We start from the raw sequence: 20,233 nt of genomic DNA, 5'->3' as shown, positions 1-20,233 counted from the left end.
GTGCTTACCCTGTTCGCCCCCGCTTTAGGGAATTCCCATCATGAAGACCAGGCTCATCGTTGCACTGGCCATCGCAGTTTCGGCGTCCGTCACCGCACCCGCCTTCGCCAGCGGCTACGGACCGGCCCCTTTCTACAAGCCTTCGGTTGGCGCACCGGCATCGCAAAGCGGTCAGAGCCTGCGAACCGTCGCCGCCGAACGCGAAGACGCAACCGGCCCGGAAAAGGCGTATGGCGGTGCAGTTTCCGGAACGTCGGAAGCGGGGACCAATGTTGCCGTGACGTCGCGCGATAACTTCTTCGCACATCACTAAGTCGTGCCTCCTTCCGCCGCTGGGCCGTCGCGCATCTACGTTGCTCCTGCGCGCCGGCCACAGCATCGGGCGGCCGATGATTTGTTCACCGCGCAAGAAGCAGGCAATGTTCAGTCATGTTGTGGTCGGCACCAACGACATGGAAAAAGCAAAGCGGTTCTACGATGCCCGTGCTGGGCGCGCTCCGTTATGGAGAGGGCCTTAAGGATGACAACGAGCAAAAGCAAAGGAGAGACACACATGAAATCCAGGGATCAACTGGCACCCGAAAGTCTATTGCTCTCCGACTACCTGTGCTTTGCGGTCTACTCGGCGAACCTGGCTTTTGGCAAGGCATACAAGCCGATACTTTAGGAACTCGGCCTTACCTATCCACAGTACATCGCGGGATTGCCTTATTCCGTAAGCAGGTTCAGCCCTATTGGCTCTCGATCCACTGACTTGCGAGTCACATCATCTCCTTGCCGTTACGGATATTCAGTTTTTCTTTGATATCGGCCTAGTGCGCATCGATGGTCTTCACGCTCCGATCCGCGCGATATCTGACGACGATCAACGGCAATCCTTGAGCCGGCGCCCGTCATGAACCTGACTCTGTTCTCGTCCGCGTTACGCAACGGCGACGAGATTCTCAAGCGCTACACGTGCCAGGGCGTCGACGTCTCGCCGCCGGTAGAGTGGTACGGCATGCTAACTAATACTTAGAAAAGTCCAACCAGTTGCACGGGAGTAAACTGAACGGACGTCCCTAATGGTTCGAGACCGTGTGGAAACGCCATTTTTACTGTTGAACGACGGACCACCGGGGTAGCTCGATCGACTTCAGTAGATGTAGCTTGCGCCAATCGGGCAACGTGATCGGCAGAAAGCCCCTCAGGACTCAGCTTCCGACCAACTTCATGCTCTTCATTGTCCCTGACACGCCGAATATATTCAGCTCCCACCGTCGGATACGGCGATAGTGGCTGGGCGAACATCGCTGCTTCAGCGGGCAACGCGGGCAGGCACTGGGCCAGTACACCCGCAAATTCATTCCATTCTCAACGGTATTGAATCGATGAATGGCACGCTCGCCGGCAGAGCATCGATACACATCGTCTTTTGCGAGGTAGACCAAGTCGGCCTTCGTGAAGAGACCTTTCTTCCTTGATGCGGAGGTGAGTGGCTTCGGGACGTACGCACTGGTATCGTTCAGTTCGCATGCGCGTATCTCCGGGCCGCCGAAGTAGCCACGGGCAGCCGCACCTTCAGCTTCGGCTTGGCCGTCGCGTTCTTTGCGCGACGCCGCCATCCTGCCGAGTTGCCCGTGATCGTTTCCAATGTTGGTCACCTCGTGTTCAACGATCAGGTGATGCTTCGTGTCCACCGCGACCTGAACATTGTAGCCGACGATGCCGGATCCTCTGCCGCTTGTTGCCATGGACCGTGCGTCGGGATCCGTCATCGACAACTGTTTGTCTGGGTGCTTCTGCAACTGCTTCTTGATCCGTGCGAACTCACGCATCTCCCGGCGCAAGCGGGCAATCTTCTCATACAGGTGCACGGTCTTCACATCGAAACCTGTCGGAGTGGTCCGGTCTGCCGTTTCAATTGCGTCGAGGTATCGCTGGACGCTTTCCTCGATCGGCTGCCGACGTTTGTCGATCTTACCCGTCGTGTAATTCTTGTCGCGACTGTTCACAGCCTTGAACCTGCTGCCATCGATTGCCACCTTCGCGGCGCACCGGCTGACCGGTTTTGCTGTCCGGGCCTGACACTCCGATGCCTGATTGTGAGGCCCAGACAGGCCATCACCGTCCGGCCGCCCGAGCCGAGGTTGCTTGAGGTCAGGCTTCAACCGGAGGTAGCGCACCGTCGTCGCCGCGCAGCCACCTGACATCCGCGTACGCAAGCATTTCTCGGTCACCCGGGCTATCGCCGTACGCGTAGAGAATGTGCGGAGGCATCGCGCCGAACCATCGCTCCAGACGTCGCACTTTCTCTGGTCCCAGGCAATTCGGTGACGCGAGCCAGCCTGTACACCGTTCATCAAGGAACTCGAGTTCGGTCGCGAGAACGGCGTCAAAGCCGACCTGTTTCGCCCAGATCTCAAGGTACGGCAATGGAGACGCGCTCACGAGCACGACCTCATGACCGCAGCGCTGATGTTCGCGCAGGCGCTGCACCATATCCGGCCGGATCAGTGCAGGCAATCGCGCATCGACATAGCTTCGGGCAATGCCTCGCAGTTCAGTTTCACGCATGCCCCCAATCGTTGTCGCCAGGAAGCGGGCTTTCGCAGCACCGCGGTCACACACTCCCAGCAGTACGCCGATGAGCCAGGGGGCGGCATGGAATGCGCCAGCCAGGAACCGGACGTTACCGACCGCGTGGCGAACGAAGTCGCGCAGGCTGTCGGACGTGGTGATGGTGCCATCGAAATCGAAGGCAGCGACAATTCGACGGATAGACATGGGCAACTCAGGGACGTAGCCAGCCATGGCTGATCGGCCGTGCAAGCTGCGCACGGTACAGCGTCACCGCCAGGTGCGTTACCCGGGCTCTTATCACGCGGCGCTCAAGTGCTTCAAGGGATTGTCGCACGTGACGGTCGAGGTGAACCCGAACCGCGCGGCGGCTTGAGCCTTGGCAGTGAATGCGCCGAGCGTCGCTAAATGTCCGACGGCCACGTTCACCGCCAGCCGGGATTCCGGCAATGTCGCCAGTCAGCAATCACGACACGGAGACGCCTAATACACGCCCAACACCGAATGTGAACGCAGCGGCAGCCAGCCCAATGATGACCTGGCGAATCGCGGAAAAACTGGCACTGCGTCCGTTGAACAGTGACGTGAACACGCCGATGGCCGCCAGCGCGAGAATACTCAATGCGACGCATTGTGCGATAGCCATTACGCCAGATGTCCACAAAAACGGCATGGCGGGAAAGATGGCGCCAGTCGCAAACAGGCAGAACGAAACGCCGGCCGCAGACCATGGATTGCCGCCCAGTTCTGCCGGGTCCAGACCGAGTTCCTCGCGGGTAAGGGCATCAAGCGCCTTGTCCTTGTCGCGCATGAGTTGCGACGCCACGCGCTTTGCCTCATCGCTATCCAGTCCTTTCGCGCGGTAGATGAGCCGGAGTTCGTGTTCCTCCGCGTCAGGAGTGTGTTCAAGCTCGTCGGCTTCCCTGGCAATCTGCGTCTTCGCCAGTTCGCGAGCATTGGTCACCGACAGCCATTCTCCGAGCGCCATCGAACAGGCGCCTGCTATCAGTCCCGCCAAGGCGGTCAGCAGAATCGCCTTGTTGCCCGTACCCGCGCCGGCGACGCCCATAATGAGACAGAAGTTCGACACCAGTCCATCATTGGCGCCGAGCACGGCTGCGCGAAGGTCGTTCCCGGACGACACTCCCCGATGCCAGGACTCGGCTTCGGCAATCTCGGCTCCCCTGGCCGGTTCCGGTTTGCCTGCGTTCGCCAGGGCCTGCACCACGCTGGCGTGGTGCCGCTCCTCCGCGGACATTCTTGCGGTCTCGGGGTTGCCCGCATATTTGTTCCGGTCCGCAAATTCTGCGGCCGCAAGCATGGGTAGCACAAACGTTGGGCCGAAGACATGAACGAGGCTTCTAATCAAAAAGGTCTTGATGCTCTGCCTGTCTGATACGCGCTGTCCGTTTGCTTTCAGCTTGTCGGCCCAGACCTTCGCATGTGTGCGTTCCGACGTAGCCAGCTCACGGAAGACCAGCTTGCGGTCACTGTCCCTTTCGACGTGCGCGAGTGTCTCATAGAGTGCGGCGCTGTGACGCTCGTCTGCAAGGTGTGCGCGGTATCGCCTGAGTTCGTGTCTGGATGCCATGGTGTCGCCTAGTTGCATGCTCAACGTTTAATTTTATCCGTCAGTGAAGCCTTTAGGTGGAAAGCCCTGATTCGAGCTTTTACCGAAAATGGCAACGGTTCTCATGAAGATTCGCGCGTCGGAATCAGGTCCAACGGGCAGTCTGAATCCCACCCGTGGGACCCTGAACAACCATGAATGGCAGGGGCCTCGGGTTGAAGCCGCAGGTGAAAGCGGACGCACCGGGACCACTGCTATCATGAAGATGACGTCCCCCTGGTTGGTTGGCGCGCGGCATTCCTCGTCGGGAACCGGTGTTCATCTCGCCGGCGGTGCACGGGGAGTGGGTGATGAAACCTGAGACCCGACTCGCATTGCAGTCGCAGGTTCGTGTCGGCCTGGTTGCCATACTGCTCGCCGAAGTACTGGTGCTTCTCGGCGAACTGGCAAGCCGCATCATGTCCATCGACTTGCCCGCATCGGCTATCACCGTGTTTGGTGTCTGCACTGTGATCCTGGCCACCGGCTGGGTACGTAGCGACGCGCGACACGCGTACGAAGACGCAGTGCGCGCAGGTTATGTCGAGCTCGACGACGCGCAAGCCGTGGTGCTTTATATCGCGCCCCGGTGCCCGAGACGCTGGTTCGTCATACTCCATATCCGGTTGCACCCGGAACTCATCGGCTGCAAAGATGCGTCTCACAGGTGACATTGGGCGCAGGCCCTGATTCTGGCAAAATTACCGGCGCTCCGATCCGCCGTTACTCCGGTGCGGGTTCGGCTTCCTTTGCGGACCAGCTGATGCTGGACACCCCCTTTTCCATGCTGATACGGCTTGCCATCAGTTCAAGCTTTGCCTGGTCCTTCGGATGCATGCGCACGGTCGCCGTCACTTCAATGCGGGGCGGGTCACCCTCAAAGTCCTGGCTGGTCAGGCTCTGGAACGACAGCGGCTGTGAATACATGGAGTTCGACAGCAGCGTGCGGATGTGGATTTCGTCCTGTTCCCGACAGACAACGGTCAGCACATATTCGCGCACCAGGTCCGCCCCTGACACCGGCGTCGCGTTGATGGCGCGACTGACCTCCCGCAGCAGGGTGTTGGTCACCAGCACCAGTATCGTCCCCGCAATCGCGGGCCCGAAGTGTCCCGAACCGCACAGCACACCGACGGCAGCCGCGCACCACAGGGTGGCAGCCGTGTTGATGCCCTGTATCGAGCCCTTGTCGCGCATGATGACGCCGCCACCGAGGAAACCGACGCCCGATACGACATAGGCCGCTATCTGCGTCACGCCAGCAATCCCGTTTCCGGTCAGCATGCCCAGCGTGACGAACAGGCACGCACCGCTGGCCACCAGCGTGATGGTGCGTAACCCGGCGGTGCGCTGGCGCATCTGGCGCTCCAGTCCAATGGCAACGCCGCAGGCAAAGGCGGCAAGGAGCCGCCAGAAGAAGTCAGCAGTCATGTTCGAAAGAAGTCTGGGATAGTCGGGGTCCCGTGGCCGGGAGACCGTTCGGCATCGGGATATTGCAACATATCCCGATACCGCCGTTGTCAAACTGTTTCAGCCGTATGTGCCGCTATCGGATCGCGACACGCCCCGCACTGAGCACGAGGATGAGCGCCACGCCGCCAAACAGGAGGCCAGGCATGAAGGCATGGTCGACCCATTCCGTCCGGGTGAGTACCGCTGTCGTTGCGATCCAGGCGAGCACGCCGGCAGCCAGAAAGCCATCGTCGACGAATAGCCCGAGGAGCGCTTTTCGCCGGATGCGCACGGTGCGACGACGCGGTGGATGCGTCGCGGCACCGGCCCGCGCGGTGCTGGTGGGCGCGGGCACGTGCGTCCGGTATCGGCGGCACGCAATGATCAGCATCTGCGACACGATCAGGTAGCCGCCCGCAAGCATGAGAATAGCGAGGTCCCCCGTCGGCCACTCGAGCCCGAGGCCTTCGCCTGACCAGAACGTACCGAACGCGCAGAGCAGGATGCCGACTGCATACTTCAAGGTGTTTTCCGGCACGTTCGCCAATGGTTTGTGCAGCACGACACCGAGACCGCAAACGAGCGCGAAGGCGGCGGCTGCCCCGGCCGACACCGGGCCCATCTGACGACTGCTGGCGCCCAGCGCGATCACGATGAACACGACTTCCATGCCTTCGAGCATCACGATCTTGAACGACGTTACGAGGGCGACGGGATCCCATCTGGCGCGGTGGACGACCGCCTGACGCAGCGCGGTCGTCTCCCTCATGAACACGGTGTTTTCGTCATGCAGCGGGATGACGCCCGTTGCCCGCAGCATGGCCTTGCGCAGCCAGCGTGCGCCGAACAGCAGTGCAAGAGTGCCAACGAGGAGCCGCACCGCAACGATCGGCGCCTGCAGCAACGACTGGCCGAGCACGACGACCAGCACCGTCAGGGCAAGCACGCCAGCAGCTGCCCCCGTTAGTGCTGAGCGCCAGCCTCGTATCGACCCGACCGCAAGAATCACAGTCAGCGCTTCAACGAACTCGACCAGGGATGCGAGGAATGACGCAATGACAGATGGACCGGTGTGTATCCACGTGATCATGAAGTCTCCCGGTGTCGGGCCAATATGGGCCGTATCTCAGTGTCCGCGGAGAACATCGCTCACACAGTATTTTCCGTGGATCAGGCAGTGGAAACGATCAGCGCGCCACGCATCGTGAGCGGGCGTCGCGACAGCAGTGACGCCGGTTGTAGCGGGAGCCGGCACGAGAATGGTCTGACCCACGGTCGCAATGGCGACAATGATCGCCACAAACAGGCCGATAACGAGGACGACGGGTCCCGTCTTGTGACGTATCTGCAGGCGAATCATGGCATCACCTTCTATCCGTTTCGCGAAAGTCTCTTCGTCGTTGTCAGGATGCGTACCCGCTCCAGGCGCAATGGGAGCCGGCATCAGTCGAGCGTACGCTGAATCGCGCGAATCAATGCGACGAGCGCGGTGGCCCAGAGCACCGAGGTCAGGAGGCATGCCCACAGCACCAGCAGCGTCCACTCGGTGCGGCTGAGCGGTCTGCCCCGCCAGTCACCATGACTGACTCGCGACGCGTGGGCGCGCGTTGCCCGCCGCCCGGGCATGCGGGCAGCGCGAGCGGAAAGCGGTCGAATCCGGCTCACGTTATCCACCTTTCGCGCATGGTGGAACCTGCCTGGTCGAATGCAGGCAGATTCACGCTGCGAGCCAGCGGGAATTGCTGACGACGCAGGCGAAGTACGCAGGCCCGCTCTACCTGAGAAGCGTCATCTGCACGACCTTGACGATAACGAGCCCCACCGCGAGCAGCAGGTATCCGCGCAACACCCCCATCCAGACGCGCTTGGCCAGTGTGAGGTTGGGCGGCGGCAGTTCGTCGAGCGGCGGCATGCGCCATGTGTCGCGCACGTTCTTCGGCCAGGCCTGAGCCGTGCCTTCTCCCGTGCTCTCCGCCGGTTCGCGGCGAAGCCTGCGAAGCGAGACTGTCGAGGCGTACCCGACAATGGCGAGCAGCGTGCCGCCGCCGAGCATCGTGAGAATCGTCTCGCCGCTCATGTCCGGGTACATCACCGATGCGGTCAGGATGATCGACAGCATCACCAGCACCCAGATCACCGCGCCCGTGAACAGGTTCAGTTTCTTCGAGTTGGCCCACGGGCCGAGCACGGCCTTGTCATTGCACAGCAGGAGCAGGAATACCGTGGCACTCGGCAGCAGCACGCCCGCAAGCGTCTGCACGGCTTCCGTGAGCAGACCGAGCGGACTTCCAGGAATCAGCACGATGGCCGCAGCAGCGGCGACAATGCCGAAATAGACCAGATAGAAGCCCTTCGAGTCCGACAAGCCGCGATGCAGCGAATGACGGATCCTGAACACGTCGCCGATCGCGTAGGCCGTCGACAGCGACACCGCCGCCGCGCCGATGATGGCGGCGTCGAACAGCGCGATCGCGAAGAGGACGGCCGACGTATGACCCGCATACTTCTCGAGTCCGGCGATGACGCCGCCCGCGTCGGTGAAATTGCCGAACTCGGGCTTGCCCTGGAAGAGCGCTGCGCAGAATGCAATCATGGCCACTGCGCCGATCAGCACGAACACGATACCGATCCACAGGTCCGCTTTCTCATACTTCATGAAGCGCGGCGTGATGCGCTTGTCGACGACATAGCTCTGCTGGAAGAACAGCTGCCACGGCGCAACCGTCGTGCCGACGATGCCGATCACGAGCAGCATCACGTCGGAGAGCTTCGAGTGCGCGGGCCAGTTCGGAACGAGGAAGTCGCGCGTCATCTGGCCAACCGGCGGGTGGATCGACACGAGCACGGGCACGAGCAGCAGGCTCAGCATGCACAGCAAAATCGCGAAGCGCTCGAACCTTCGGAAATTCCCGGTGCTGACGGCCGCCATGGTCAGCGCTGCCGCGATGCACACGCCGGCAATCTTCGAGACGCCGAAGAAATCGAGGACGAACGTGATGCCGATGAACTCGGTCACGATGGTCAGCGCGTTGAGCATGAAGAGGTCGATCACGCTGAACGCCCCCCAGAACCTGCCGAAGCGTTCGAAGATCAGGCGCGCATGGCCGACACCCGTCACGGCACCGAGGCGCAGCACCATTTCCTGGTTGACGAAGAGCACCGGCACCAGCAGCAGCATGGTCCACAGCAGCGTGGTGCCGTAGTTCTGTCCGGCCTGGGTATAGGTGCCGAACGCGCCGGCGTCGTTGTCACCGACCATCACGATGAGGCCGGGACCGAGGATCGCGAGTAGCGTACGCAAGCGCGCCCACCAGCTGGTGCGGGGCGCGGTGTCATGACGCGCAATCGTGCCGAGTGCGCCCTTGATGTCGCCGAGATGGGCGTCGTCGAGAACTGCACTGCGTTCGATTGCTACGGCGCGTGGTGGTGAAACGTTCGAGGGAGTGGACATTGTATTTCTCCGAGACAGGCAGGTTGAGTAGTCGGCCCCGCGGGTTTCCGCCATACGTAAGGATGTGAGTCGCCGGTTGACGGCACCGCTTGCGTATGTCGGACTACGCGCAGGTGCTTACGAAATCAGGGCTTTGACGCCGAGCCAGAAATTGGTGAGCCGGTGAGCACTGCACCGATGCAGCGAAAGCATGGCGTCGTAGTAGTCACGTGACTCCTTGACGTGCGGCAGATTCGAAAGGAGGAGCCCGAAATTCATGATGTTTCTCCGTGCGTCTGGCTTGACGCGATACGCGGAAAGCCAGTGGGCACGCAGCCGGGCTCGACTTGGGGCGCGGCGAACGGAGCCTACTCGCTTTCCTCAGGACACAACTGGGACATGTGGCGTAAGGGGCAACTGTCACTGTCTGGCATCACGACCTCCCTTGCTCAAAGGTTTTGCGCACGGTTTGTACGCGCGCGTATCCACCTGCGCGCTCGTGTCTTGCGACAGACGGGCGCGCAAACGCAGCCGCGAAATGACTCGCGACGAAATGCCTTACGGACGTGCAAATGCGGGACGCGCAGATGCGACGCCTGTATGGCGCTGATAGAGGTGCACGGGAGTGTCAAGACTGCGACGCGCACCGTCCGCCTGCTGGCGGGACGGCGGCTATGGAAGGGAAGCGCGGACGTCCTGCCGGTCAGGCGGCGAAACTGTTCGTAGATCGACTACTGCAGCTGTCCAAGGCATCAGCCCCCTTTGTCAAGATGTGTAATTGTAGGCGCGTATTTTGCGACAAGTCAACGCAGTTGATACAACGCAGTTCATAAGTAGAACAAAACTATGAGACAACTCTGTGAATGCGGTCCATTGCCGGCAGGGATACATCTCGGGTCTTTCTATCCTGTCAGGTAGCTGACGCAATCGAAGGGCCGTGTTGTTGATTCGCAGTGCGATGATCTTTACGCAAATTTTACTTGCCAGCCTGAACGAGTGCCGACTACAATCCGCCGCGTTGCCTTAAAGGAGTCCTCCGTGGACACATGCTCTAGCAGTGGAAGTCCGATGCCGGTATGCGCCGGCAGCATTACCGCGAGATAGCCGCCGCAGGATTCTCCTTCGCCGCTAGCTCGCCAAGTCGGGTTAGCGCGCTTCATCGATGACGGCCGGTCTGGCCGTCCGTCAGCAGCACGCTCCCTTTGTTCGATCGCCTCGCAGTCTTGCTGCGGGACGTGGCACGTCGCCTGACCTCGTCGGGCCGGACGGGAGTCAGGTCATGGTCTTCAAATCGTTTGCTGTTCCATTTGCTGTTCCTTTTGTTGGTTCGTTCAGGGCCGTGGATGCCGTACGTCCCGCGGCTGTCGTTCTCTGCAAGGCGCCGTCGCGGCTTGGCGAGGACTGGGCCAACCGCATGACGGGTATCGCCGTGCGGGCCCATCTGCTGATCGTACCGGCGCAGGGTAGCGCAGCCGGCCTCGTGGCCAACGGCGCGGTGGTCCACGGCCGCACACCGCAGTCGCTACGTCGTCTTGCTATCCGGCAACTGCATCGCGCTGCGCTGGCGGCTGCACGCGCCGCCGTGCGCGTGGCGGTCGCCGGTCGTCCGCTCACGCCCACCGGCTACGCGATTCTCGCGGCAATGGCCATGGCCGTTGCGCTCGTCGCGATGTTCTCAGCGTCGCCGGCCGGTGCTGAACTGGAGAGTGCGTGGCGGCTCAGCTGGTGGTTCTACTGATTATTTTTGGCTTCACGCTCGCGCCACATCCGGCGTGTCTGATCTTCCAACCGACCCTGCCGTGATCGGCAGGGCGCAACCTGCCTCGTCCTGCGATGAAGAAGAAACTGAAAACCACGCTGCTTTCATCCGGCGCGCCGATTGGTCTGGGCGTGCTGTTCTCGCTCGGTATCCTGTCGACGGCCGCCGCGCAAACCGCCACAGACAGCACACCGTCCGCAGAACCTGCGTCGAAAGGCGCAGTGGACGCCGCGAGCGGCGCGTCCGACCAGGCAGCCCAGGCACCCGCCGCACCGACGGGCCTCTGGGAACGCCCGAACCTGTTCGGCGACATGGGCGGACTGCGCCCGTGGCTCGGCCACTACGGCATCACGCTAAACCTGCAGGAAACCAGTGAGTACCTGAACAACCTGTCGGGCGGCACCACACGGGGCGGGGCGTATGACGGCCTGACGCAGCTGGGCGTCGGTGTCGACCTGGAGAAGGCCGTCGGGCTGACAGGGGGCAGCTTCAACGTATCGGCACTGCAGATTCACGGCACGAATCTGACCACACGCAATCTGCAGACCCTGCAGAGCGCGAGTGGCATCGAGGCTGATGCGACCACGCGCCTGTGGGAGCTCTGGTATCAGCAGACACTGTTTGGCGGCAAGGCCGATGTGAAGATCGGCCAGCAGAGCCTGGACCAGGAATTCATCGTGAGCCAGAATGCGACGCCGTTCGTGAACGCGACATTCGGCTGGCCGGTGCTGCCGTCCGTCGATATGCCGGCGGGCGGCCCCGCCTATCCGCTGTCATCGCTCGGTGTCCGCCTGCGCGTGAAGCCCTCGGATGCATGGACGGTGCTCGCGGGCGTATTCGACGGCAATCCAGCGCCCGGCGTAGGCGACCCGCAGAAGCTGAACGCCCACGGGACGAATTTTGGCCTTGGCAACGGCGCACTCTTCATCGGCGAAGTACAGTACGCGCTCAACCCGCCGCCCGCCAGTCCCGCCGATGCGGCATCGTCCGGTCTGCCGGGCACGTACAAGCTGGGCTTCTGGTACAACACCAATCACTTTGCCGACCAGCGATTCGACAATATCGGCCGCTCGCTCGCCGATCCGGCAAGCACCGGCATCCCGCAGAGTCACAAGGGCAACTACAGCTTTTATGCCGTCGCCGACCAGATGGTCTGGCGACCGTCTGCAGACAGTCCGCAGTCCGTCAACGTGTTCGCGCGCATCATGGGCGCGCCGGGTGACCGCAATGTGGTGGACCTGGGGGTGAATGCGGGCGTGACGCTGAAGGCGCCGTTCAGGGGACGCGATAACGATGTGGCCGGACTTGCGGTCGGCTACGCGAAGATCGGTTCGCACGCCCGCAATCTCGCCAGCGATACGGCAACGTTCACGACGCCTGGCTTCCCGTCGCGCAGTGCGGAAACGGTTGTCGAAGCGACCTATCAGTATCAGGTCGCGCCGTGGTGGATGCTGCAGGCCGATGCGCAGTACTTCTTCCGGCCGTCGGGTGGCATCCCGCAGCCGGACAACCCAACGACGCGCATCGGCAACGAATTCGTTCTCGGCGTACGGACGAACATCGTGTTCTGAAGCGTAGTACGTGCATGAAGATCAACAGGGCGTGCAATGCGGCCGACCCGGGCGGGAAGCGTGGAGCGCCGCGCCACTGGCATTGCACTTCTGGCGCGACGCGCAACGGCAACGATCTGTCATGTATCAAAGGCTGGCAGGAGCCCGGCTCTACCGCAAACTGACGGTTTCAGAAATTCAGCAAAGTTTCGGTCACAAATGCCCGCCATCATTGAAAATTGGGGGCACGCGTGCCGTCACCCGAAGCCGACAATGACCGATCCAACGATACGCTGCCAACGATACGTTGAGTGCGACCACGCTACCGGCCGGTAAGTGCATGACCGAGTGGCTCACCCAGCTCTTTTCCGGGAGACCTCTGATGGAATTCAGTTTCAGCCTGAACCGCACGGCGAACGCATCTGCATGGCGCCTGCTTCCGAACGGATGGGACTTTGTTGCCTTTCCATTGATCATCGGTCTGATCGCGATGGCGGCCATCGGCTTTCATCAGACGCTCGCACCGATGTCGACCCTGAAGACCCAGGTGATCTCGCTCGACCCGTCGAACCTGCCCGAGTATGCGATGCGTACCACGCTGCGCATGCTCGCGGCGATGATCGCGTCCCTCATTTTCACGCTGACCTATGGCACGCTGGCGGCCAAGAGTCGCCGCGCCGAGAAGGTGCTTGTCCCGATTCTCGACATCCTGCAGTCGGTGCCCGTGCTTGGCTACATCTCCTTTACGGTCACGTTCTTCCTGTCGCTTTTTCCGGGGCGCGTGCTCGGTGCCGAACTTGCGGCGATCTTTGCGATCTGGACGAGCCAGGCGTGGAACATGACGTTCAGCTTCTACCAGTCGCTGCGTACGGTGCCACGCGATCTGGACGAAGTCTCGAAGGGCTTTCACCTGACGCCGTGGCAGCGTTTCTGGAAGCTCGACGTGCCGTTCTCGATGCCAGGCCTCATCTGGAACATGATGATGTCGATGTCGGGCGGCTGGTTCTTTGTGGTCGCGTCGGAGGCGATCACCGTCGGCAACAAGACGATCACGCTGCCGGGCATCGGCGCGTATCTTGCGCAGGCCATCGCCGAGAAGAACCTGCATGCGATCGGCTGGGTCATTCTCTCGATGACGGTTGTGATCCTCGCCTACGACCAGTTGCTGTTCCGTCCGCTCGTCGCGTGGGCCGACAAGTTCCGCATGGAAACCACCAGTTCCGGCAACGCGCCCGAGTCGTGGCTGCTCGACATGCTGCGCCGTACGCGCCTGATCCATCAGATGCTCAAGCCGATGGGCGCGCTGCTTGCGAGGACGGCCCGTCTTCCCATGCATACGCCGATGCGCGATACGACGCGTTTTCCCAACGCGCAGCGTCAGAAGTGGACGCGCGTAGGGGACATCATCTGGGGCATCCTGGTGCTTCTGCTGACCGTGTACGTCGTCTATCGCGTGGTTGCGTATGTACGTACGGGCGTCACGCTCGACGAGGTCGGGCACGTCTTCGTGCTGGGGCTCATCACGCTGTTGCGTGTGGCCGTGCTGATCGCCATCTCTTCGCTGGTCTGGGTGCCGCTGGGCGTGCTCATCGGGCTGCGCCCCGCGCTTGCCGAAAAGATCCAGCCGCTCGCGCAGTTCCTCGCGGCGTTCCCGGCGAACCTGCTGTTCCCGGTCTTCGTGATCGTGATCGTGAAGTTTCACCTGAACCCGGATATCTGGCTGTCGCCGCTGATCGTGCTGGGTACGCAGTGGTACATCCTCTTTAACGTCATCGCGGGAGCGACCGCTTATCCGAACGACTACAAGGAAGCCGCGACGAACTTCCGCATTCGCGGCTGGCAGTGGTGGCGACAGGCCATGCTGCCTGGCGTCTTTCCGTACTACATCACGGGTGCCATTACCGCGTCGGGTGGCGCGTGGAATGCCAGCATCGTGTCTGAATTCGTCCAGTGGGGCGATACGAAGGTGGCGGCCCACGGGCTCGGCGCTTACATCGCACAGACCACTGCCGCGGGCGATTTTCCGAAGATCATCCTGGGCATCGCCGTGATGTCCCTCTTCGTTACCCTGTTTAACCGCACGTTGTGGCGTCCGCTGTATGCCTATGCCGAGTCCAGGCTGCGACTTGATTGAGAGTGAATCCGATGGAAAATCTGAATGCTGTAACGGCCGACGTGCTCCAGTATTCACCGCGCCTCGGTGAAGAAGTGCTGAGTGTCGAAAAAGTATGCCGTGGCTTTGACAAGGCACAGGGCGAACTGCTCGTCCTCGACGACGTCAACCTGTCGCTGCGCGAAGGCGAGATCGTTGGTCTGCTCGGCCGCTCTGGCTCGGGCAAGTCGACGCTGCTGCGCATCATCGCCGGGCTGATCGAGCCGACGGACGGCGAAGTGACCTATATGGGCAAGCCGCTCAAAGGTCCCGCCGAAGGCGTCGCGATGGTGTTCCAGACGTTCGCGCTGTTTCCGTGGCTCACCGTGCTGCAGAACGTGGAGGCGGGCCTCGAGGCGCTCGGCGTCGGTGCGCGCGAGCGGCGCGAGCGCGCGCTGGCCGCGATCGACCTGATCGGTCTCGACGGCTTCGAGAACGCGTATCCGCGCGAGCTGTCGGGCGGCATGCGCCAGCGCGTCGGCTTTGCGCGCGCGCTGGTCGTCGATCCGACGCTGCTCCTGATGGACGAGCCGTTCTCTGCGCTCGACGTGCTGACGGCCGAAACGCTGCGTACCGACCTGCTCGATCTGTGGACGCAGGGCCGCATGCCGATCAGGTCGGTGCTGATCGTCACGCACAACATCGAGGAAGCGGTGTTCATGTGCGACCGCATCCTCGTGCTGTCGTCGAATCCAGGCCGCGTGATCGCCGAGATCAAGGTGCCGTTCAAGCATCCGCGCAACCGTCTGGACCCGGCGTTCCGCCGTCTCGTCGACGACATCTACGCGAAGATGACTGCGCGTCAGAAGGACGAAACGACAAAGAAGGGGCTGGAGCTGCACAGCTGGCTGCCAAACGTGTCGACCAACCTGATGGCCGGTCTGATCGAGACGCTCGCGGGCGCGCCGTATCATGGCCGCGCGGACATGCCGGAAATTGCGCGCACGCTGCACCTGGAAGTGGACGACCTGTTTCCGATTGCCGAAGTGTTGCAACACCTCGGTTTCGCCGACGTGCGCGAGGGCGACGTGTTCCTCACACCCGCGGCGCGCGTGTTTGCAGACTCGGGTACGCAGGAACGCAAGATGATGTTCGCCGGGCATCTGCTGCGCCACGTGCCCCTGGCCGCGCGGATCAGGAAAGTGCTGGACGAGCGCCGGGGACACCGCGCGCCGCGCGTGCGCTTTGAGCAGGAACTCGAAGACTTCCTGTCCGATGGTGCAGCACAGGAGACGCTCGACGCCGTGATCGACTGGGGCCGCTACGCCGAGATCTTCTCGTACAACGACAAGACGGAAGTGTTCAGTCTGGCCGACGTCGAATCATGATCGCGCAGTAGCATTGCCGTCACTGGGCGCGTCGGGATGCGTGCGACACGCCCAGTGCCAGCGATCGACCGACACCGTGATGCGCCACTGTATCCGCGATGGGCGCGCCGTGTCAGACACGCATCAGAGATTGATCTGGCCGCCCATTTCGACAACCCTGTTAGGCGGCAGACTGTAGTATTCCGCTGCCTGCGCTGCGTTCCGCGCGAGGAATGCAAACAGCCGTTCGCGCCATAGCGACATCGCATGGCTTTGTCCCGTGGCAACAATCGTGTCGCGCCCGAGAAAAAACGAGACCTCGTTCGGCTCGTAATGCCATTCCGGTATCCGCTTTTCGACAAGCCGGAGAACAGCCGGAACATTCGGAATCTCCATGAATCCGTGACGCACGGCTACCGAATAGCAACCGTTCCCAAGGTCCTTAACGGAAACCCTGTCCTTGTCCGGGACGTGCGGCGTGTTCTCGGTCGCGCCGGCCATGAAGATGTTGATACGGTGCATCACACCGTTGTGCTTCAGATTGTGCAGAAACGCAGAGGGCGTCATGTCGGTCACGCCGCCCGGAAAAACGGCTGTGCCCTGCGTGCGCAACACGGGGTGCTCGCTCCCGGTCAGCGAACTGATGAGCGGCGCCAGCGGAAGGCTGTCGTTCCTGATCTGCTGCACGACCATTGCCCGTCCCTTGTTCCACGTTGTCATGATCGTGAAGAGCACGACGCCCGCCAGCAATGGAAACCATCCACCGTCCATGATCTTGTTCGCATTGCTCGACACGAACAATGCATCGACGACGGCCATCGGCCCGATGACCGCGAGCGTCGCGAGCGGCTTCCAGCGCCAGAGGCAATGCGTGACGAAGTACATCAGCAGCGTCGTGAGCAGCATCGTGGACGCAACGGCAATACCGTAGGCGGCTGCGAGGTTGTCGGAGGATCTGAAAAACAGCACGAGAAAGACGACAGCCACATACAGGGTGAGGTTGATGAAAGGCACGTAAACCTGCCCGATCTCCAGGCTCGAGGTATGAACGACGGGAATGCGTGGCAGGAGCCCCAGCTGCACGGCCTGCTTGGTCATCGAGAACGCGCCCGAGATGACGGCCTGAGAGGCGATGACGGTCGCCACCGCGGCAAGCAGGACAAGGGGGATCAACGCCCATGTTGGCGCTGACTCAAAAAAGGGCTGGCTGATCGCGGAAGGCCTGGCCAGAACCAGTGCCGCCTGGCCGAAATAGTTGAGCACGAGCCCGGGAAACACGAGAAACAGCCACGACAGCCGAACGGGCGTTTTGCCGAAATGCCCCATGTCGGCATACAAGGCCTCTCCACCTGTCAGCGCCAGAAACACCGAGCCGAGCACGATGAAAGCGGTCGCGGGTGCGTGGGTGATGAAGATGAAAGCGTATTGCGGTGAGGCGGCAAGCACGATGGAGGGATGAGCGGCGATGTTGATCACGCCGAGCACGGCGAGGGTCGCGAACCAGACCAGCATCACGGGCCCGAATATTTTGCCCACGGCGCCCGTGCCGCGTTTCTGCAGCTTGAAAAGCCCGGTGAGAATGACGAGCGCAATCGGGACGATCCACTCCGACAGATGTGGGTCGACGAGCGTCACGCCTTCCACTGCCGAGATGACGGAGATCGCCGGCGTGATCATCGAGTCGCCGTAAAACATCGCGGCGCCGAACACACCGAGGGTCAGGAGCACGGCACGAAGCCGAACGGGCGCAACGCCCGACGCGAGTGCCGTCAGCGCAAGAATGCCTCCTTCGCCATCGTTGTCAGCGCGCATGACGAAGCAGACGTACTTGAACGTGACGACGACGATAATGGACCACAGGATCAGCGATACGATGCCGTAGACGTTCATCTGACTGGCGCCGCCCGCGGCTTTCAGGCATTCCCTGAGTGTGTAGATCGGACTTGTGCCGATGTCGCCGAAGACGACGCCAATCGCGCCGAGCACCAGGGCAGGCATCGTGTGAGTTCCATGTGACGCAGATCGAAGGGCAGTTGTAGACATGGTTGAAAGCGTGTTGACTGGTTCGGGCAAATGTCGCATGAATCGAACCCGGGGATCGAACGGGAGCGTGCGATCCTACGGGATGTTTCTTTCAGGTTTGCTACATGTGTCAGGCATCTGCGCGCCAAAGCGATTTTCACCGTCAATGACTGCATCGGATGTCCTCAGGCGTGTCATCGGTGGCGCCGGTTGCAGCGTTATGAAGAAGTAGTCAGGTCGAAGTCGCCCGTGACAGGCTTTCAATCGTCAGCATTGCCCACACGCGTTGCGCGCAAATTCCATCTCCATGTCACTACCGATCGCTTTCATCAAAGGGGCGGGCGCCTGTGCCGCATTGCTGTGCGGCATGGTTGGCCTGACACCCAGCGCGGCTGCCGCTGACTACGTCATCGTGCTCGATTCCGGCGAGGCGCGACTCACTCTCGTCGACCAGGCGACGCACCATGTCGTTGGTACGCAGCCCACTGGCAAGGAGCCGCACCATCTGATGATCACGCCGGACGGCCGGTCGCTGATCGTCGCCGATTCGGTGTCCAATGACCTGATGTTTGTCGATCCCCACAGCGGGAAGGTGCAGCGTCGGCTCGAAGATGTCGAGGACCCGTATCAGCTGGGCTTCTCTCCTGATCACAGGTGGTTCGTGACGGCAGGGCTGAGACTCAACCGCGTCGACATTTACCGCTACGACGGGCAGAATATCGCGCCTGCGAAGCGTGTGCCGTTGGCAAAGACGCCCAGTCATATGACTTTCACATCGGATAGCAGCACGGTCTTCGTCACGCTTCAGGGCACAGGAGAAGTCGCGGCAATCGATCTTCGCTCGCAGGCCGTATTGTGGAAGCTGCATGTCGGAAACACACCCGCCGGCCTCTGGATGACCCCCGGCGACCGATACCTGCTGATTGGCATGACAGGTGAAGACGACGTGGCCGTGGTTGACTGGCACAAACAGCAGGTCGTGAAACGAGTCCAGACCGGACGCGGCGCGCACAACTTCCGCAATCTCGACGACGACCAGCACGTCGCCGTGTCGAATCGCGTGGACAGCACGATCAGCATTCTGGATTACAACACTCTGACCAAAGTGGGCGATATCACGGGCCTGATGCCCGGCCCCGACGACATGGAACTCTCTGCCGATCGCCGCTACCTGTGGGTGACGTTCCGGTTCGCCCGGCACGTTGGCATCATCGACCTGAATACGCGCAAACTGATCGATACCGTTGCGGTCGGACGATCCCCCCACGGTCTGTATTTCGCGGACCGCGCGCCCGTGTACGCGCCCAATCCGGATTGATCCTCACGTTTAACGTACCCGCAATTCAGAGGTTTTGATGATTCACGATATCCTCGCGCAACTCGATAACGGCATCTCCACGCTACAGACGCTGCTGTATGTCGATATCGTGCAGCCGTTTTTCTACCGGTTCGGGCTGATGGGCTACGACGAGGACACGTACGACGCCCTTTACTGGGTGATCATCGGCGTGCTGGAAATCGTCGTCACGTATGCCGCACTGAGGCCGCTCGAAGCGCTGCGGCCCGTCGAGGCCTGGCATGACCGCAAGGCAGTGCGGGCCGACGTGATCTATACGTGGATCGCCAAGCTCGGCATCATCAATATTGCGTTCTTCTTCATGCTCCAGCCGCTGTTCGACCACTGGCAGAGCCTGATGGCGATCTACGATGTGCCAAACATCGATCTCGATAGCATCTGGCCGGGTGTCACCGATCGGGCGGTCGTATCGTTCCTGATCTATCTGGTCGTGCTCGACTTCTTCGACTACTGGTATCACCGCTGGCAGCACCGGTTTGGCGTGTGGTGGGAGCTGCACGCGGTGCATCATTGTGGGCGGATGACCGCAACCACCTTCTCGACGACATGATCCAGGCAGCGTTTTTTGCGGCCGTTTCCCTGTTCATCGGTGTACAGCCAACCCAGTTCGTCGTGCTGGTTGCCGTCGGCAATTTCATGCAGAGCTGCAGCATGTGAACGCACGATTGCCGTATGGACGGCTGCTTGAGCGCGTGATCGTCAGCCCGGCGTTTCATCGTCGTCATCATGCGGTGGGCTACGGTCATGAAGGCACACGCTACGGGTGCAACTTCGGCGTGCTGTTTCCGTGGTGGGACATGATGTTCAGGACCGCGTCATGGAACCGGACCGTCGAGCCCACCGGCATCCGTGACCAGTTGCCTGCGCCAGACGGTGCCGCGCGTTCTTACGGCGAAGGCGTGATCGCGCAGCAGTGGTTTGCGTTCGAGCGCATCGTGATGCGTCTGCGCGGAAAAAGACTCTACCTCGATCGTGCGACGGACTGAGCGCCCGTGCCGCGGATCCCGTCGTGAACCGTTGATCCCCAAGACCATGG

16 protein-coding genes and 3 pseudogenes are annotated in these 20,233 nt (G+C 61.5%); 10 read left to right on the top strand and 9 right to left on the bottom strand.

Annotated features, from left to right (window positions below; genetic code table 11):
• Nucleotides 1–40: 40 nt before the first annotated feature.
• Nucleotides 41–313: a hypothetical protein gene (locus BN2476_RS38270; protein WP_087739382.1), complete on the top strand. Its 273-nt coding sequence runs from the start codon at nucleotides 41–43 to the stop codon at nucleotides 311–313.
• Nucleotides 314–553: 240 nt separating this feature from the next.
• Nucleotides 554–664 (top strand): annotated as a pseudogene (locus BN2476_RS48795) (MarR family transcriptional regulator); the annotation flags it as partial.
• A gap of 586 nt (nucleotides 665–1,250) precedes the next feature.
• On the opposite strand, the pseudogene BN2476_RS38260 reads toward BN2476_RS48795, so the two are convergent.
• A pseudogene (locus BN2476_RS38260) lies at nucleotides 1,251–2,024 on the bottom strand (transposase); the annotation flags it as partial.
• Between the two features lie 115 nt (nucleotides 2,025–2,139).
• Entirely contained in the window at nucleotides 2,140–2,766 is a 627-nt protein-coding gene (locus BN2476_RS38255) for an HAD-IB family hydrolase (RefSeq protein ID WP_087739384.1), read from the bottom strand.
• A gap of 25 nt (nucleotides 2,767–2,791) precedes the next feature.
• Here BN2476_RS38255 and BN2476_RS46810 point away from each other — a divergent pair, with 25 nt between their 5' ends.
• Entirely contained in the window at nucleotides 2,792–2,935 is a 144-nt protein-coding gene (locus BN2476_RS46810; protein WP_160111832.1) for a hypothetical protein, read from the top strand.
• A 90-nt stretch (nucleotides 2,936–3,025) separates the two neighbouring features.
• On the opposite strand, the gene BN2476_RS38250 is transcribed toward BN2476_RS46810, so the two are convergent.
• On the bottom strand, nucleotides 3,026–4,150 hold the full coding sequence (locus BN2476_RS38250; RefSeq protein WP_087739383.1) for a VIT1/CCC1 transporter family protein: 1,125 nt from the start codon (nucleotides 4,148–4,150) through the stop codon (nucleotides 3,026–3,028).
• A gap of 293 nt (nucleotides 4,151–4,443) precedes the next feature.
• Between BN2476_RS38250 and BN2476_RS38245 the strand changes: the two genes are divergently transcribed.
• A complete protein-coding gene (locus BN2476_RS38245) occupies nucleotides 4,444–4,839 on the top strand; it encodes a hypothetical protein (protein WP_143811142.1) in 396 nt (131 codons plus the stop codon).
• Between the two features lie 52 nt (nucleotides 4,840–4,891).
• Here the strand turns inward: BN2476_RS38245 and BN2476_RS38240 are convergent, their stop codons facing one another.
• The 5 genes from BN2476_RS38240 to BN2476_RS47360 all read right to left on the bottom strand — a co-directional run bounded on the left by BN2476_RS38240 (nucleotide 4,892) and on the right by BN2476_RS47360 (nucleotide 9,329).
• Nucleotides 4,892–5,599 carry an MgtC/SapB family protein gene (locus tag BN2476_RS38240; protein WP_087739380.1) on the bottom strand — a complete coding sequence of 236 codons (708 nt, stop codon included), beginning with the start codon at nucleotides 5,597–5,599 and terminating at the stop codon, nucleotides 4,892–4,894.
• Between the two features lie 115 nt (nucleotides 5,600–5,714).
• A complete protein-coding gene (locus BN2476_RS38235) occupies nucleotides 5,715–6,710 on the bottom strand; it encodes a COG4280 domain-containing protein (protein WP_087739379.1) in 996 nt (331 codons plus the stop codon).
• Nucleotides 6,711–6,746: 36 nt separating this feature from the next.
• Entirely contained in the window at nucleotides 6,747–6,980 is a 234-nt protein-coding gene (locus tag BN2476_RS38230) for a hypothetical protein (protein WP_143811141.1), read from the bottom strand.
• Between the two features lie 414 nt (nucleotides 6,981–7,394).
• Nucleotides 7,395–9,071 (bottom strand): NRAMP family divalent metal transporter, encoded by a 1,677-nt coding sequence (locus tag BN2476_RS38220; RefSeq protein WP_087739376.1) that lies wholly within the window; start codon nucleotides 9,069–9,071, stop codon nucleotides 7,395–7,397.
• 117 nt (nucleotides 9,072–9,188) lie between these two features.
• Nucleotides 9,189–9,329 (bottom strand): hypothetical protein, encoded by a 141-nt coding sequence (locus tag BN2476_RS47360; RefSeq protein WP_162849291.1) that lies wholly within the window; start codon nucleotides 9,327–9,329, stop codon nucleotides 9,189–9,191.
• A 1,000-nt stretch (nucleotides 9,330–10,329) separates the two neighbouring features.
• Between BN2476_RS47360 and BN2476_RS38215 the strand changes: the two genes are divergently transcribed.
• The 4 genes from BN2476_RS38215 (at nucleotide 10,330) to BN2476_RS38200 (ending at nucleotide 15,839) form a co-directional block, all read left to right on the top strand.
• The gene (locus BN2476_RS38215; RefSeq protein WP_143811140.1) at nucleotides 10,330–10,788 is read left to right on the top strand and encodes a hypothetical protein; all 459 of its coding nucleotides are present in this window, start codon (nucleotides 10,330–10,332) and stop codon (nucleotides 10,786–10,788) included.
• Between the two features lie 95 nt (nucleotides 10,789–10,883).
• Nucleotides 10,884–12,380, top strand: a complete 1,497-nt coding sequence (locus BN2476_RS38210) for a carbohydrate porin (RefSeq protein ID WP_087739374.1) — start codon at nucleotides 10,884–10,886, stop codon at nucleotides 12,378–12,380.
• A 361-nt stretch (nucleotides 12,381–12,741) separates the two neighbouring features.
• A complete protein-coding gene (locus BN2476_RS38205; protein WP_087739373.1) occupies nucleotides 12,742–14,493 on the top strand; it encodes an ABC transporter permease in 1,752 nt (583 codons plus the stop codon).
• A gap of 11 nt (nucleotides 14,494–14,504) precedes the next feature.
• A complete protein-coding gene (locus BN2476_RS38200) occupies nucleotides 14,505–15,839 on the top strand; it encodes an ABC transporter ATP-binding protein (protein ID WP_087739372.1) in 1,335 nt (444 codons plus the stop codon).
• A 123-nt stretch (nucleotides 15,840–15,962) separates the two neighbouring features.
• Here the strand turns inward: BN2476_RS38200 and BN2476_RS38195 are convergent, their stop codons facing one another.
• Nucleotides 15,963–17,861, bottom strand: coding sequence for a potassium transporter Kup (locus tag BN2476_RS38195; RefSeq protein ID WP_218274584.1), 1,899 nt, complete (start codon nucleotides 17,859–17,861; stop codon nucleotides 15,963–15,965).
• A 286-nt stretch (nucleotides 17,862–18,147) separates the two neighbouring features.
• Here BN2476_RS38195 and BN2476_RS38190 point away from each other — a divergent pair, with 286 nt between their 5' ends.
• Together BN2476_RS38190 and BN2476_RS38185 are read left to right on the top strand one after the other, a co-directional pair.
• Nucleotides 18,148–19,158: a YVTN family beta-propeller repeat protein gene (locus BN2476_RS38190; RefSeq protein WP_087739370.1), complete on the top strand. Its 1,011-nt coding sequence runs from the start codon at nucleotides 18,148–18,150 to the stop codon at nucleotides 19,156–19,158.
• Between the two features lie 37 nt (nucleotides 19,159–19,195).
• Nucleotides 19,196–20,183 (top strand): annotated as a pseudogene (locus tag BN2476_RS38185) (sterol desaturase family protein).
• The last annotated feature ends 50 nt before the right edge of the window (nucleotides 20,184–20,233 follow it).

Origin of the sequence: Paraburkholderia piptadeniae, from assembly GCF_900007165.1 — a bacterium.
Lineage (GTDB): Bacteria > Pseudomonadota > Gammaproteobacteria > Burkholderiales > Burkholderiaceae > Paraburkholderia > Paraburkholderia piptadeniae.
This window is presented reverse-complemented; position numbering and strand designations above follow the sequence as displayed.

Bases quoted from the DNA above. Each gene is read 5' to 3' on its own strand.
- BN2476_RS38190 (WP_087739370.1), top strand. From the start codon at position 18,148: ATGTCACTACCGATCGCTTTCATCAAAGGGGCGGGCGCCTGTGCCGCA.
- BN2476_RS38220 (WP_087739376.1), bottom strand. From the start codon at position 9,071: ATGTCCACTCCCTCGAACGTTTCACCACCACGCGCCGTAGCAATCGAA.
- BN2476_RS38235 (WP_087739379.1), bottom strand. From the start codon at position 6,710: ATGATCACGTGGATACACACCGGTCCATCTGTCATTGCGTCATTCCTC.
- BN2476_RS38230 (WP_143811141.1), bottom strand. From the start codon at position 6,980: ATGATTCGCCTGCAGATACGTCACAAGACGGGACCCGTCGTCCTCGTT.
- BN2476_RS38240 (WP_087739380.1), bottom strand. From the start codon at position 5,599: ATGACTGCTGACTTCTTCTGGCGGCTCCTTGCCGCCTTTGCCTGCGGC.
- BN2476_RS38250 (WP_087739383.1), bottom strand. From the start codon at position 4,150: ATGGCATCCAGACACGAACTCAGGCGATACCGCGCACACCTTGCAGAC.
- BN2476_RS47360 (WP_162849291.1), bottom strand. From the start codon at position 9,329: ATGAATTTCGGGCTCCTCCTTTCGAATCTGCCGCACGTCAAGGAGTCA.
- BN2476_RS46810 (WP_160111832.1), top strand. From the start codon at position 2,792: ATGGCTGATCGGCCGTGCAAGCTGCGCACGGTACAGCGTCACCGCCAG.
- BN2476_RS38255 (WP_087739384.1), bottom strand. From the start codon at position 2,766: ATGTCTATCCGTCGAATTGTCGCTGCCTTCGATTTCGATGGCACCATC.
- BN2476_RS38205 (WP_087739373.1), top strand. From the start codon at position 12,742: ATGGAATTCAGTTTCAGCCTGAACCGCACGGCGAACGCATCTGCATGG.
- BN2476_RS38195 (WP_218274584.1), bottom strand. From the start codon at position 17,861: ATGTCTACAACTGCCCTTCGATCTGCGTCACATGGAACTCACACGATG.
- BN2476_RS38215 (WP_143811140.1), top strand. From the start codon at position 10,330: ATGGTCTTCAAATCGTTTGCTGTTCCATTTGCTGTTCCTTTTGTTGGT.
- BN2476_RS38210 (WP_087739374.1), top strand. From the start codon at position 10,884: ATGAAGAAGAAACTGAAAACCACGCTGCTTTCATCCGGCGCGCCGATT.
- BN2476_RS38270 (WP_087739382.1), top strand. From the start codon at position 41: ATGAAGACCAGGCTCATCGTTGCACTGGCCATCGCAGTTTCGGCGTCC.
- BN2476_RS38200 (WP_087739372.1), top strand. From the start codon at position 14,505: ATGGAAAATCTGAATGCTGTAACGGCCGACGTGCTCCAGTATTCACCG.